The organism is Chloracidobacterium sp. N (assembly GCF_018304765.1).
GTDB lineage: Bacteria > Acidobacteriota > Blastocatellia > Chloracidobacteriales > Chloracidobacteriaceae > Chloracidobacterium > Chloracidobacterium aggregatum.
The window spans coordinates 779,983-794,433 of sequence record NZ_CP072642.1 but is presented as its reverse complement, the minus strand read 5'-3'; the positions used below and the strand labels follow the sequence as shown (position 1 = coordinate 794,433).

Here is a 14,451-nt window from a genome sequence, read left to right as displayed (position 1 = left end):
CGTACGATGTCCTCATGACTGGAAATCACCCAGCTTTCAAGAACGACCCGCGGGTTTTTCGCACCAAACACTGGTGGCAACGGCTCATCACGCCACGGCGTGTTTTTTTTCTGGCGCTGGCCCTGCTCCCGGTCGTCATCATCCTGACCTATTACTACGTCGTGTTCTCGACGATGATTGACCAAAAGCTGCAGGGGGAGTCTTTCGTCCGGTCAAGTGGCATCTATGCCGCCCCAGCGCGCGTCATTAGGGGCGGATCGTTTGGCAAAGCGCAACTTCTGGAGTATCTCACCCGGACCGGCTACGTTGCCCAGTCCCAGGCAGGCGACACCACGCGCGGACGCTACCTGCTCGATGGCAACCGGCTCGACATTCTCCCCAGCGCCGATGCGCCTCTGGCCGGACAGAAATTCCCTTCTGTCCGCATCCGGTTCAACGGTAACACGCCGGTCAACATCGTCGAACTCTCCAACCAGCAACCGCTTACGGAATGCCTGCTGGAACCGCCGCTGCTGACGGCGCTCAACAAGGAACGGGAAAAGCGCAAGATCGTCGAGTTCAATGACCTGCCCAAGGTACTCGTCCAGGCCGTGGTCGCCGTCGAGGACCGGCGTTTTTTTGACCACCGGGGCATTGACCTGCGCGGACTGGCCCGCGCCATCTACCGCAACTTCACCGACCGGGACGGCAGCTTGCAGGGCGGTTCGACCATCACCCAGCAGCTTGTCAAAAACTTTTTCCTGACGCCGGAGCGCACCCTGAGCCGCAAACTCAAGGAAGCCTACATCGCCATCATTCTCGAAACACGCCTGACCAAGCCCCAGATTTTCCAGATGTACTGCAACGAGATTTACCTGGGCCAGGACGGTAGCTATTCCATCAACGGCTTTGGTGAAGCGGCCCGGTTTTACTTCGGCAAAGACATCATCCAGCTCAGCCTGCCGGAGGCCGCTTTTCTGGCTGGCATCATTCGCGGCCCCGGCTATTACTCGCCTTTCAGGCACCCGGAACGCGCCCTCGAACGCCGCAACAAAGTGCTGGGCGATATGCTCGAAGTCGGTTTCATCACCCCGGCCGAATATGAAAAGGCCAGGGCCGCCCCGCTTGGCGTTGCGCCCCGGCGCACCAGCAGCAACGCCGATGCCCCCTACTATCTGGATTACCTGCAAACCGTGCTTGCCGAGCGAAAACTTGACCGGGTGCTGTCCGATCCGGCGGCCCGCATCTACACCACGCTCGACATCAACCTGCAGCAGGCCGCGGTCGAGGCCGTCCAGAAGGGGCTGGCAAATCTCGTCAAAAAGCCGGCGCCAGGGCTGGACGCCGCACTCATCGCCCTCGACGCCCACACCGGAGACATTCTGGCCATGGTGGGCGGCCGGGACTATTCGCAATCCCAGCTCAACCGCGTCACGGACGCCCGCCGTCAGCCGGGATCGGTGTTCAAACCCTTCGTCTATACGACGGCCATTGCAGAAGAAGTCGTCACTCCATCATCCCTGTTCAAGGATGAGAAGCGCACCTTCACCTACGGCAACGGGCAGACCTACAGCCCTGACAATTTCGGGCAGGCCTACAGCAACCAATACGTCACCGTGCGCACGGCGCTGTCCAAATCGCTCAACGTCGTCACCGTCAGTGTGGCCGAGGCCGTGGGTTACGACCGGGTGGCACGCACGGCCGAACGGTTCGGGCTGCCGCGCCCGGAGGCGTATCCGAGTCTGGCGCTGGGCACAAAAGAGGCAACACCGCTTGAAGTGGCCCGCGCCTACACCGCTTTCCCCAACCGTGGCGCACGGGTCGAACCCCGCGCCCTGACCTTCATCGCCGATGGCAAAGGCAACCTCGTGGAAAAGGTGGAGCCGCAGACAACGCCGGTCATCTCCCCGGCGGTCGCCGCCGTCATGACGCACCTGCTGCGCGGCCCCATCGAACGCGGCACGGCCACCAAAGCCAACGGTTTGACCAAGGCCCTGGCCGGCAAAACCGGTACGAGCCGCGATGGCTGGTTTGCCGGCTTTACACCACACATGGTCTGCGTGGTTTATGTCGGGTATGACGACAACCGCCAACTCGGTATCACCGGAGGGAATTCGGCGCTGCCGATTTTCGTCAACTTCATGCGCGCCGTCCTCAAGTTCCGCCCTGACCTGACCGGTGATGCCTTCCCTGATGCCGAAGGCGTGGAAAAAGTGACCGTGGATTTGCAAACCGGGCTGCTTCCTTCTCCAGCCTGCCAGGGTGAAACCATCGAGGAATGGTTTCTGGCCGGGACAGCCCCAAAGAAGGATTGCACGCAGACTGACGCCGCCGCGATGGGCACTCCGGGCGTGGTGGTCGAACCTGACATCCAGCTTCCCCCACCGGAACTGCCGCCAGTGACCGGGCCGCCGCCGCTGCCCGACGCTACCCGTCCCCGCGACCGGCGTCCGCCGGATGTGCCACCCCGTGACTAGCCTTGCGCGCCGGCTAACGCTGGATGAGCCACACAGCCACCAGCAACAAGACGGCACCAAGCAGGCGGGACCACGTCAGCGGGTGCTCTGGCAGTCCCAACCAGCCGTAGTGGTCAAGGATCAGCGCCCCGATGAATTGCCCTGTGATAATGGCTACCGAGTAGCCGGCCGCGCCGATACGCGGCACAGCCAGAATGGCCATGGTGACGAAGACCGCGCCCAGCGCCCCTCCCACCCAGGTCCACCACGGAGCGGAGACCGCACCCCGCAGATGCCCGGCCCAGCCTGCCCAGGCCATGACGGAAGCCAGCACGATGAGCAGGCTCGTTCCGACCCCAAAGCTGATGAGCGCGCTGTAAATGGGATTGACGACGAAAGTACGGAGCTTGGCATTTACGGCCGCCTGCACCGGCAACATCATGCCGGTCAGCAGCACAACCGTCACCCATCCAAGTTTCATGCTGGTGTTTCCTCTTTTCAGGGAAGCCTTCAGGAAGCGGGACGCATACGGAACCGGCCGGCGAGTTGTTTGAACACCAAAACCAGCAGCAGAACAGCGGCGCCGACGAGGACGCCAAATATGCCATCCCCCACCGGGCCGACAAACCAGGTCAGGGTCTGCCCAACCGTCGGGATGTCTGCCACCAGGTGTTCCAGTTCCTCGACCCAGTGGTGAACCACCGGCACACCGTGAACCAGAATGCCACCACCGACCAGAAACATCGCGGCCGTCCCGGCAATCGAAAGAAACTTCATCAGATAGGGGGCCAAGCCCACGAGTCCGCGCCCCACCAACCGTAGCGGCGCAGCCGGACGCCGGCTGAGATAAAGCCCCACATCGTCCAGCTTGACAATCCCGGCCACCAGGCCATAGACGCCAATCGTCATGAGCACGGCCACGGCCGTCAGCACACCAAGCTGGGTGGGAAACGGCTTTGCCGCCACCGCCCCCAGCGCAATCACGATGATCTCGGCGGACAGGATGAAATCCGTTCGGACCGCACCCCTGATCTTTTCCCGTTCGTTGCCTGATGTGGCATTAGCAGATGCACCATCGTGCGCCGTGGTTTCGGCTGCGTCATGGTTTTCTTCCGGGTGCAGCAATTTGTGGACCAGTTTTTCGACGCCTTCAAAACACAGGAAAGCGCCGCCAATCATCAGCAGCGGAATGACCAGCCACGGCAGGAAGGCGCTGATGGCGAGGGCGCTGGGAACAAGGATCACCTTGTTGATGGCAGAGCCTTTGGCCACCGCCCACACCACGGACAACTCACGGTCGGTACGCACCCCCGTCAGTTGCTGGGCATTGAGCGCCAGGTCGTCACCCACGACGCCTGCCGTTTTCTTGGCTGCGACCTTGGTCATCACCGAAATGTCGTCAAGAGTGGATGCAATATCATCGAGCAAAAGCAGCAGACTTCCACCAGGCATGGTTCCCAGAACCTCGAATCGCTCGCAGACGAAGGCAGCCGACCGCGGCGGCAGTTTCGGACGGTTTTCCGTAACGATAGCACGCTGGGGAAAAACCATGCGAAAGCCCGTGCAGTAAAGCGGGTGACTTCCCCCTGACTCACGCCAGATGAGGGACTTTCACCTCAAAAAGTGAGTGTGTTAGCGTTAGCACGCAAGCATCCAGCAGTGTCCCCGGGCTGGTTTTTTCTTTTCCTGGCCGGTTTTGCCCTGGCCCTGGAGTCAAGTATGAATACGGTCGAAATCATTGGGCGTGGTAAGAGTCACTATGGGTTGGAGCATCACGGGCTGACCAACCAGAAGGCCATCTACTGGAATTCGGCGACGGAGGTGCTTTACGAAGAAGCCATCAAGCGCGGCGAAGGGCTGCTCGCCCACGATGGGGCGCTCGTCGTGCGCACCGGACGGCACACGGGACGCTCAGCCAAGGACAAGTACATTGTCCGCAATGAGGAATCGGAATCACGTGTCTGGTGGGAAAACAACGCGGCGATTCCGCAGTCCGTGTTTGACGCACTCTACCTGCGGGTATCGGCCTACCTGCAAAACCGGGATGTGTTTGTGCAGGATTGTTATGCCGGTGCTGATCCGCGTTACCGCGTGCCGATCCGGGTTGTGACCGAAACGGCCTGGCACGCCCTTTTTGCGCGGACACTGTTTCTGCGTGAATATGACGCGCAGAAGCTGGCGCAGCATGTCCCGGAATTTACGGTCATTCACGTCCCCAGCTTTCTCGCCATCCCTGAGATTGACGGGACAAAATCTCCAACGTTTGTCGTTCTGGATTTTGCCCGCAAGCTGGTGCTTATCGGCGGGACGCACTACGCCGGAGAAATCAAAAAGTCCATCTTCACCCTGATGAACTATGTCCTGCCGCAGCGGGGTGTGCTTTCGATGCACTGCTCGGCCAACTACGGCAAGAGCAAAGACGATACTGCCATCTTCTTTGGACTTTCCGGCACCGGCAAAACCACGCTCTCGGCCGATTCATCCAGGACCCTCATCGGGGACGACGAACACGGCTGGAGTGACAACGGGGTGTTCAACATCGAAGGCGGCTGCTACGCCAAGATGATCCGCCTTTCACCGGTGGGCGAGCCGGAAATCTTCGCCGCCACCCGGCATTTCGGGACGGTTCTGGAAAATGTCGTTCTCGACGAGCATTCGCGCATTCTCGACCTCGATGATGCCAGCATCACCGAAAATACGCGCGGTGCTTATCCGGTCACGCAGATTGCCAACATGACGCGCGATGGTCTGGGCGGCATTCCGCGTCATATTGTCATGCTGACCTGTGACGCCTTTGGCATTCTGCCGCCGATTGCCCGCCTGACGCCGGAACAGGCGATGTACCACTACATTTCGGGCTACACCGCCAAGGTCGCCGGCACGGAAATGGGTGTCACTGAGCCGGTCGCCACGTTCAGCGCCTGCTTTGGCGCGCCGTTTCTGCCGCTGCACCCAAGTGTCTATGCCCGGATGCTGGGTGAAAAAATTGCCCGGCACAAGGTCAACATCTGGCTGATGAATACCGGCTGGACGGGCGGCCCCTATGGCATCGGACAGCGGATGAGCTTGCCCTACACCCGCGCCATCCTGCACGCGGCGCTGGATGGCCATCTCGATCAGGTCGAATACATCAAAAACCCGGTCTTCGGCTTCGAGGTTCCGGTGACCTGTCCCGGTGTTCCCGGCAGCATCCTCAATCCCCGCAACACATGGGAAGACAAGGCGGCGTTCGATGCCCAGGAAAAGCGGCTGGCCGAGATGTTCGTCAAAAACTTTGCCAAGTTTGAAAGTATGGTCGAACCGGCTATCCGCGCTGCCGCGCCACGTCCCTGAGATTGTTCTTTTCCCTGGGCCCTTGTGAGCAACCGCCAGCGATGGGGTTGCCCACAAGATGGGCATTCAAGGCACCGGTTGGGCTGAAGAGAGAGGCAGGTACACATCAAACTGCGCCCCGGCGCCGGGTTGCGATGTCACGCCAATGAATCCACCCATCCGTTCCACCTGCGCAGCAGCGGTTGCCAACCCCAACCCGGTTCCCTTGTCCACCGGTTTCGTCGTGAAAAACGGCGTGAAGATGTTGGCCAGGGTTGCAGCATCCATGCCGGGGCCGGTATCCCGGACCGAGATTCTGACCAACGGCACTGGCGAACCGGTGGACAACACGGCTTCGACATCACCCACCAGCCGGTCCGCGGCCGGTTGGTTCAGAAACGTGGCATCCAAAGTCACCCGGCTGACGGATAGCGTCACGGTTCCACCCTCCGGCATGGCCTCATTGGCATTGAGCACAAAGGTCAGCAGGGTCGAGGACAGCAACCACGGATCGGCATACACCTGAAGCGGCTCCGGCGATGGCTCAAAACCAAGGCTCGCAAGGGGGTTGAGCGTACTTTCCAAAAGTTTTACTTCCTGCTCCAGAAACGCATTGAGGTCAATGATCCTGGGTGACAGCTCGGCAAAATGACTGTAGGCCAGCAAGTGCTCGACAAGTTGCCTGCCCCGAATGGCAGCCTGGCGAATGTCCGTGGCCCGGCGGCGCTGCCGCGCGTCTTCTTCCGGCAGGGTACGCAGCATCATTTCACTGTAGCCCTGAACGACGGTGAGCAGGTTGTTGAAGTTATGGGCAACCCCGGCCGCAATGTGCTTGAGCAGCGCCGTCTGCTGCGCATGGTGGAGGTGTTTTTCGTGGAAGTGGCGCGCAGTGAAATCCTGGGTCACAACCAGATAACGGGCAGATGAGGCATTGTTCGGCGGCAGTGGTAGCACCGTGATATGCCACCAGCGCGGCGCACAATGCTGCGCAGCGCCGGCACGCGCCAAAAAGGCTTCCGTGGTGGAAGGCTGCCCGGCACGGGCCTGCTCCAGCAGCGCACGGATGGCTGGTTCGGCTGACGGGGCCCAAAGCTGCAACCATGGGTATCCCAGGACGGCACTGGGGTCGCTCAGACCCAGGGCGGCCAGCCCGGCCGGATTGATGAACTGCACGCGGCCTTCCGCATCAAGGAGCTTGATGTTGGTCGGCATGTGGTCGAGTACAAGGCGGTTGAGCTGGTTGGCCTGCGCCAGTGCTCGGGTCAGCCGATGCCGTTCCCGCGCATAGCGAATGGCGCGCCGGAGCGGAACCACGCCCAGCTCGTTTTTGGCAAGGTATTCCTGCGCCCCGGCTTCAAGGGCCTGCAGGTCGGTGTCGCTGGCTATTTCGCCGGTCAGGACGACGAGTGGCAGATGCGGGGCGGCGGTCGCCAGCGCCGTGACTGTGGCTGTTCCCTGGGAGTCCGGCAGGTTGAGGTCAAGCACGCCGACATCGAAGTGCTCCGCCACGGCCAGGGCAGTGGCGGCTGCCAGTGAGGTGACATGCCGGACCGTGACTTCCGCCGTGATGCGCCGGAGATAGCCCTGCACCACAGCGGCATAATCCACATCATCTTCGACGAGCAGGATGCGCATCGTACAGTTACCCTTGAAGCCGGACATAAGACAGAACCGTTGCAAAACAGTTCCAGAATGATTCTCAAGCTACAAAACCAGTCTTTCAAGTCGGCAACCTGTTTTCCTGCCGGAAACTCTCCCAAGGCGGGTGGACGGCAGCGCCGGGATGCCCGGCGTGGGCGTCAGGAAGGCGCTGGCACCGTGAAAATATGGCACAGCGACGCCGAAAGCGATAAGGTCATGGCAGCGGAAGGACTCGTTTATGCCTGCACTCTCCACGGATTCAGACCCGGCGCCTTCGGCGACGGCCTCGGCAACTTCGCCGGAAGCCCTGTCTTTCGAGACCAAATTCCGGCTACTGCTGGACATCACCCGCACGATCAGCCGGTCGCTCGACCTGGACGAAACCCTGTCACTCATCATTGATTCGGTCAAGTCGTTCGTACCCTACGATGCCGCCGCCATTTACGTTCTGGAAACCAACGGCCGCGACCGCCGCATCCGGGCCACGGTCTATCGTGGCTACGATGAGGCTTCCATGGAACGCCTGCTGCGCCTTGGGGAAGGCTTTGTCGGGTGGGTGGTGCAGTCGGGTGGGGCGATTGTCATTCCCGATGTCCGCAACGATCAGCGCTACATCAGTTCCGACCCGCTGACGATGTCGGAAATTGTCGTCCCCATCATTGCCAACAACCGCATCATCGGCGCGCTCAATCTTGAAAGCCGCACCCTGGATGCCTACAAGGCCGCCGACCTGGAAGTGCTGACCCTGTTTGCCTCGGCCGCAGCCATTTCCATCGAGAAAGCCATTCTGCACCAGGAACGGTTGGAAAAACGCCGTCTGGAAAGCGAACTGACCATTGCACGCCAGGTGCAACGCAGCCTGCTGCCGGACCGCGCGCCAACCGTGGAAGGTTTTGACATTGCCGGGCTGACCGTTCCCAACGAAGCCGTGGGCGGGGACTATTACGACTTCATCCCGTTTCCGAATCACCAACTTGGCATTGCCATTGCCGATGTCTCCGGCAAAGGTGTTCCGGCGGCGCTCATCATGGCCACGTTCCGGGCCTGCCTGCGCGCTCAGGTACGCAACGACTTCTCCATCCGGGTCATTTTGCGCAAGGTCAACTATCTGCTCTGGGAAAGCCTCGACAGCTCCCAGTACGTCACGGCGATTTACGGAGTGCTCGATCCGGCGAGCCGGCGGTTCAGCTATGGAGATGCCGGCCACAATCCGGCGCTGCTTATCCACGCCGATGGCACGTACGAGGAACTTTCCTGTGGCAACACGGTGCTGGGGCTGTTCGAGGATCGGAAGTACATCGAGTGCTACTGCATCCTGCAGCCGGGCGACATCATCGTTCTCTACACGGACGGCCTGACCGAAGCCGGACAGGACGGGGAGGAATTCGGACTGGCCAGATTGCTTGAGACCGTCCAGCGCCAGCGGGAAGCGCCGGCCCAGGAACTGGCCCGCGCCATCTATGATGCCGCGCGGACCTTTGCCAGCCCGGCCCCACTGGGGGATGATCTGACCGTGGTCGTCATCAAAGCCCTGCCAGCCCCACCGGAAGGTGGCTGAAACCGGTCCAGCGTCCTCAGAAGTGTCACCTTCAGTAACACTTTTTCAGGCGCCTGCGCCCCATCAATGCCTCATCTGAAAGCTAAACCATACAAACAAAGCATTTAGTGATATTCAGGGAACTGGCATCGGACTTGCCTTGCTTTGAGGACAGGTGAAATTGTCGTTTCAGCGGAGGTCGTCCAATGATGATGACAACGGGACACGTCACACGCACCGTGCGACGGATTCGGCTTCAGCGGGCACAGCAGTCCGGGGTGACACTCATTGAACTCATCCTGGCGCTGATGATTCTGTTTGTCGGGATGTTTGGGGCGCTGGCGTTTATGTCCATTGCGCTGACAAGTTCGCTCAACGCCAACAAGCTGCTTCTGGCGCGCAACCTCGCGGAAGAAACACTCAACCAGATTGTCATGATGCGCGAGATGAATGCCATCGGGGGGATTCCAGACCCAGCAAACCGCAATCGGAACACCTTCATCCGGCTGAGCAACCGTGCGGAAGTCAATGGTCTTTTTCCTGATACCTTTCAGCCTGTGTATATCAGCCCCGGCAGTGACATGATCCGGGCCACGGGCGATGCGGATGAAGTGGCGAGTGGGATTGATCCCCGCTATCAGTCATTCACGATGCGGGTGCTGGTGCGCACGTCTGACGCGACCGTACCGAATCTGGGCAACCCGACGGGACCGCCGCTCCCGATTTGCTTTGACCGGGAGTATGACAACGATTACGACCTTGCAGCCCCAGGCAACTGTCCACCGGAGGGCACTGGTGATACAGTCCGGCGGGTTGTCGTACAGGTTCGGTATCCCTACACCCGGACGACTGGAAGTGCGTTCCGTACGGTTCAAATCATGACATTGCTGACCCAGCCGCCGTCCCAGATTCGTGGCATTTAGCTGCGTCGCGTAGCTGCGTCGCGCCAGCCACGGTTCCTGACGGGCGATCCTCTCCGGTCGCCCGTTTTTCATGGCGTCTCATCTCAGAACACTTTGGGGTGACGACGGAAACCGTCCCGGTCAGGCTCGGCGTGAGGGGTTTCCACCACCGGAGGCCGCCGGGTCGGCTTCCCGATGAAAGGCCTGCAAAAGGGCATTGACCTGCTCCGGCTGGTCTTCGTGCGGGCAGTGTGACGCCTGCGGCAGGACCTCCAGCCGGGCGCACGGCATCACCCGTACAAGTTGTCGCCCACGAAGGGGGGGCACGAAGGTATCCCGTTCACCCCACAGCAACAGGGTCGGGTGGGCAATCCGCCGGGCCATGGCGTCGTCCATCACAAAGTCGTAGAACTGCTTGGTGACTTCAAAAACGATTTCGCGGTTGTCCGGCGCAAAGAAACATTCCTGGTAGTGGGCGATGACCTCCGGGGTCACGGCCGCCGGGTTGGCATAGAGCCGATGGCGGATGTTCCACTCGACAAACCGTTGTTGCACCAGGGTGTCAAACAGCGTCCGTCCGATGACGGGCGTCCGCATCAGCAGAAACGGAAAGTTGACCAGCGAGCTTTGCCAGTAGCTTGACGCCCCGGCTGAAGCAATGAGCACCAGCTTTGAAACCAGCGCCGGGTGGCGGTCAGCAATGTGCGCGGCGATGAGACCACCCAGAGAGTTCCCCACCAGCAAAACCGGACGCTGAATCACTGACTGAATAAAATCCGTGATCTGCGCCGTCCAGATTTCCACGTTGTACGCCACGTCGCGCGGCTTGGACGAACGCCCGAATCCCAGCAAATCCGGCGCAAAGACCTGAAAATCCCTCTGAAGCGCCACCACCTGATGCCGCCAGGTGAAGTGCGACGTGGCATGCCCGTGAATCAGCACCACCGGTGGCGCTCCCGGCTCACCGGCCGCCTGATAGAAACAGCGCCAGCCCTGCCAATCAAAGTACCGCTCACTGCTCATCAGGGATTGACCAGCCATCCTACCGTGCGATTGTCGCGGTGCAGATACAGCGCCGCCGCGCGTTGAATGTCAGCCGGTGAAACCTGCCGGACGTGGTTCAGGTAAGCGTCAAGGTAGTGATACCCACGGGCTTCTTCTGGAATCCGCGCTCCAAAGGCAATGGTTTCATATTCGCCAAGGAGCATGGCCTGGTTGAGGATGTCCTCGCTGCCAAGAATGAACTGCGCCTCAGTCTGCCGCTTGGCTTTGGCCAGTTCCAGGTCGGTCGGGGGTTCGTGGATGAGCCGTTCGACCTCCTCGGTAATCGCCGCCTCGACTTCTTCCGGCGTGTGGTTGGGTTTGACTTCTGCCGCAATGGTCAACAGTGACGGGTCCACGTGCTCGGCGTAATGCGCCGCGGCGAACGTCACAGACTCGTCTTGTTCCTGCAGACGCTGATAGAGCCGCGAGGTGCGCCCGTAAGACAGCAGCATGGAAGCAACGTGCAGGGCATACGAATCGGGATGGGCAACTTCCGGGACGTGGTAGCCCAGGGTCAGCCGGGGCAGCGGCGTCGGCTTTTTGACGATGACCCGCTTTTCACCCCGCTGAGGCGGCTCCGAGGCATGGGGCGGCGGCGGCAACGGACGCGCCGGAAGCGCCCCAAAGGTATCTTCAATCCGGCGCAGGGCTGTCTCCGGGTGGATGTCTCCGACAACAACCAGCGTGGCATTGTTCGGGCAGTAATAGCTTTCGTAGTAGCGCCGCAGGTCATCCACCGTGAGATGTTCGACATCCTCGCGCCAGCCGATGGTCGGCACATGGTAGGGATGCTGCCGGAAAGCCGTCGCCCAGACTTCCATCTCCAGCGCATCAAACGGGCTGTCCAGACACATCTGAAGCTCTTCGAGCACCACCTGCTTTTCAGCCTCAAACTCGGCCGGATCGAATGTCGCGTTGTGCGCGCGGTCGGCTTCGATGTCGAGCGCAACTTCCCAGCGGTCAGATGCAAAGGTGAAGTAGTAGGCCGTGAAATCCATCCAGGTGAACGCATTGTTGCGCCCGCCGTTGAGAAGCGTCAGATGATCAATCTCGCCTTTGCCGAGCCGCTGCGTCCCCTTGAACATCATGTGTTCGAGAAAGTGCGACATCCCGGTTTTTCCGGCCGGCTCGTTGCGCGAACCGACGCGATACCAAATCATCGTGGAAACGATGGGGTTGGCCGGCATGGCCTTGAGCAGCACCGTCAGTCCGTTGGGTAACACGTGGCGCTGTACACGGGCCGTCAGCAACGAGTTGGCATGGTTGGTGGTCATGGCGGCTCCCTTGTGGTTGCATCGGCAACGCTGTTCTGTTGTTAACCTACGCTCTGCGCCCGACAGGGCAAGTCGTTTTGACGAAAGGCCGCGGTGGCCCGCATGTCCCGACAGTCGTCCAAGGCCAACCCCGCGCGACGCCGGGGCATGGTTTTTGAAGCCCTGCGGCAGGATGGCTTTCTTCCCATCACGCGCAGCCAGGCTGGTGATGAATACATCCAGCAACGTTTTGGCATCGCTCCCAGGAAGTTCTGGAAGATCATCCGGGAACTCGAAGCCGACCGCGAGGTGCGCACGGCCCCGGAGGGACTCTACTTCGTTTCCCCTCAAGACAGGTGGTAAGATCGGGCTTCACAAGCAATACTGTGTCAGTTAGTGGAGTACAGCCTGATTGATATTTCGACAAGTGTACCTATTCGCTTATTCTTCCATTTACCAACCAAGCACGGGGTAGAAAATATGCTAGCGTCCAATGACTTCGTAACGCTTTCGATGAACCCCATAGCCTTTGCCATTGATAAGATAACTCTGACTGACCTGGATATTTTCAAAGTCAGATGGAGTCGTGACTGGAACAAATAGCCGACTTATAATACTGCCACTGGATGGATCGAACTCAACGAGTTCAACACCACGTGGTTTGAGTCCTACTTGGCGTTGATTGAGTGATACCCTGAATAAGGGAGCCGTCACGTTTGTGCTAATCTGTGCTTGTGGATTGACGGCAAGAAAGGCCTCAACGTTTTTTACTAAAATTCGCCCTTCACCTAATTGATCCGATATGTAGCGGTAATACCTGACTTGCATTTTCACTGGTTCAGCCAAGTGGCTTTGCACAACTACAAGATGCTTATTTTGCTTTATACTCCCAAATTCTCACGCCCGGCGCCAGCGCGTTCCGTCTTTTCCATCCTCCAGAATGATGCCCTGGGCGGCGAGTTGCGCCCGGATTTCATCCGCACGGGCAAAGTTTTTGGCCCGGCGCGCCGCGAGACGTTCGGCAATCAGGGCTTCAATGTCAGCCGGCAGTAACTCCGGTTGTGCCGGGTCGAGAATCCCCAGCACGGCCTGCACATCCTCAAAGCCGGCCAAAGCCGCCGTCTTCGCGGCCTCGGTCATTTCCCCGTGACTCAACGCGATGTTGACAGCCGTTTCGAGCTGCGCCACGGCCGCCAGGGCCTCCGCCGTGTTCAGATCGTCATCCATGGCCGCGCCGAAGCTCTGGCGAATGCCGGCCACAGCCGTTGCCGTCTCATCCATCCGGTCGGTCGCCGCCGGAACGACCTCGCGCAACCGCCGTACGGTTTCATTCAGCCGCTTGAGCCGTCGCTCCGCCGCCTCCACCCCTTCCAGCGTAAAGTTCAACGGCTTGCGGTAGGGCACGGCCGCCAGGACATACCGCACCGCACGCGCGCTGTAGCCCCGGTCGAGCAGATCACGCAGCGTGTAGTAGTTGCCCTCCCGCTTGGACATCTTGCGCCCATCCACCAGCAGGTGCTCGGCATGCAGCCAGTACCTGGCAAAGGGCTTCCCGGTCGCGCCCTCCGACTGGGCAATTTCGTTCTCGTGGTGGGGAAAGATGAGGTCCACACCGCCGCAGTGAATGTCAAACGACTCCCCCAGATACTTCATTGCCATGGCCGAGCACTCGATGTGCCAGCCGGGACGGCCGGGCCCCAGCGGCGAATCCCACGTGGGTTCATCGGGCTGGGTGCGCTTCCACAGGACAAAATCCCGTACGTCGTCTTTCTCGTACTCATCGGCTTCAACCCGGGCGCTTCCACCGGCGATGTTTCCGGCCAGTTTATTGCCTGACAGCACGCCGTACCGGGGGAACGAAGCAATGCGGAAGTAGGTCGAGCCGTCGCTGTGATAGGCGCAGCCGCACTTCATGAGACGCCCGATAAGCGCCACCATTTCCGGGATGTGATCGGTTGCGCGGGGGGTGACTTCCGGCCGCTCGATGTCCAGCGCGTCGGCATCCTCCCAGAAATGCGCCACGTACCGCTCCGTAAACTCACGCAGCGGCAGTCCGGCCGCGCGGGCGTCGCGGATGATTTTGTCGTCCACGTCGGTCAGGTTCATGACGTGGAGCAGTTCATAGCCGCGCCATTTCAGATGCCGCCGCAGGATGTCCACGAAGACGAACGTGCGGAAGTTGCCGATGTGGGCGAAGTTATAGACCGTCGGCCCACAGGCGTACATCCGTACCCGCCGCCCTTCGAGCGGGACGAATGGCTCCCGTTGGCGTGTCAGTGAGTTGAAAAAGTGCATGCTCATGGCTTGGGTCGTCCCCCAACACGACA

Annotated in this window: 12 protein-coding genes; 5 read left to right on the top strand and 7 right to left on the bottom strand. The window is 60.3% G+C overall.

Going from position 1 to position 14,451, the window contains the following annotated elements; all coding sequences use genetic code 11:
• Positions 1-14: 14 nt before the first annotated feature.
• Positions 15-2,456, top strand: a complete 2,442-nt coding sequence (locus tag J8C05_RS03370) for a PBP1A family penicillin-binding protein (RefSeq protein ID WP_211422788.1) — start codon at positions 15-17, stop codon at positions 2,454-2,456.
• A 13-nt stretch (positions 2,457-2,469) separates the two neighbouring features.
• Here J8C05_RS03370 and J8C05_RS03365 read toward each other — a convergent pair whose 3' ends face one another.
• Positions 2,470-2,916: a DMT family transporter gene (locus J8C05_RS03365; RefSeq protein WP_211422787.1), complete on the bottom strand. Its 447-nt coding sequence runs from the start codon at positions 2,914-2,916 to the stop codon at positions 2,470-2,472.
• 29 nt (positions 2,917-2,945) lie between these two features.
• Positions 2,946-3,887, bottom strand: coding sequence for a DUF808 domain-containing protein (locus tag J8C05_RS03360; protein ID WP_211422786.1), 942 nt, complete (start codon positions 3,885-3,887; stop codon positions 2,946-2,948).
• Between the two features lie 267 nt (positions 3,888-4,154).
• On the opposite strand from J8C05_RS03360, the gene J8C05_RS03355 reads away from it, so the two are divergent.
• Positions 4,155-5,768, top strand: coding sequence for a phosphoenolpyruvate carboxykinase (locus tag J8C05_RS03355; protein WP_211422785.1), 1,614 nt, complete (start codon positions 4,155-4,157; stop codon positions 5,766-5,768).
• A 66-nt stretch (positions 5,769-5,834) separates the two neighbouring features.
• Here the strand turns inward: J8C05_RS03355 and J8C05_RS03350 are convergent, their stop codons facing one another.
• On the bottom strand, positions 5,835-7,409 hold the full coding sequence (locus J8C05_RS03350) for a hybrid sensor histidine kinase/response regulator (RefSeq protein WP_211422784.1): 1,575 nt from the start codon (positions 7,407-7,409) through the stop codon (positions 5,835-5,837).
• A gap of 217 nt (positions 7,410-7,626) precedes the next feature.
• On the opposite strand from J8C05_RS03350, the gene J8C05_RS03345 reads away from it, so the two are divergent.
• Both J8C05_RS03345 and J8C05_RS03340 read left to right on the top strand, forming a co-directional pair.
• A complete protein-coding gene (locus tag J8C05_RS03345) occupies positions 7,627-8,946 on the top strand; it encodes a PP2C family protein-serine/threonine phosphatase (protein WP_211422783.1) in 1,320 nt (439 codons plus the stop codon).
• A 185-nt stretch (positions 8,947-9,131) separates the two neighbouring features.
• Positions 9,132-9,848: a prepilin-type N-terminal cleavage/methylation domain-containing protein gene (locus tag J8C05_RS03340; protein ID WP_211422782.1), complete on the top strand. Its 717-nt coding sequence runs from the start codon at positions 9,132-9,134 to the stop codon at positions 9,846-9,848.
• 120 nt (positions 9,849-9,968) lie between these two features.
• Here the strand turns inward: J8C05_RS03340 and J8C05_RS03335 are convergent, their stop codons facing one another.
• Together J8C05_RS03335 and J8C05_RS03330 are read right to left on the bottom strand one after the other, a co-directional pair.
• Positions 9,969-10,850: an alpha/beta fold hydrolase gene (locus J8C05_RS03335; RefSeq protein WP_211422781.1), complete on the bottom strand. Its 882-nt coding sequence runs from the start codon at positions 10,848-10,850 to the stop codon at positions 9,969-9,971.
• A complete protein-coding gene (locus J8C05_RS03330; RefSeq protein WP_211422780.1) occupies positions 10,850-12,145 on the bottom strand; it encodes a M16 family metallopeptidase in 1,296 nt (431 codons plus the stop codon). The genes J8C05_RS03335 and J8C05_RS03330 overlap by 1 nt, the downstream gene beginning before the upstream one ends.
• A gap of 102 nt (positions 12,146-12,247) precedes the next feature.
• Here J8C05_RS03330 and J8C05_RS03325 point away from each other — a divergent pair, with 102 nt between their 5' ends.
• Positions 12,248-12,487: a hypothetical protein gene (locus tag J8C05_RS03325; RefSeq protein WP_041569061.1), complete on the top strand. Its 240-nt coding sequence runs from the start codon at positions 12,248-12,250 to the stop codon at positions 12,485-12,487.
• A 120-nt stretch (positions 12,488-12,607) separates the two neighbouring features.
• On the opposite strand, the gene J8C05_RS03320 is transcribed toward J8C05_RS03325, so the two are convergent.
• Both J8C05_RS03320 and cysS read right to left on the bottom strand, forming a co-directional pair.
• Positions 12,608-12,952, bottom strand: coding sequence for a hypothetical protein (locus J8C05_RS03320; RefSeq protein WP_148263921.1), 345 nt, complete (start codon positions 12,950-12,952; stop codon positions 12,608-12,610).
• 69 nt (positions 12,953-13,021) lie between these two features.
• Positions 13,022-14,425, bottom strand: coding sequence for a cysteine--tRNA ligase (gene cysS / locus J8C05_RS03315; protein ID WP_211422779.1), 1,404 nt, complete (start codon positions 14,423-14,425; stop codon positions 13,022-13,024).
• Positions 14,426-14,451 lie beyond the last annotated feature (26 nt).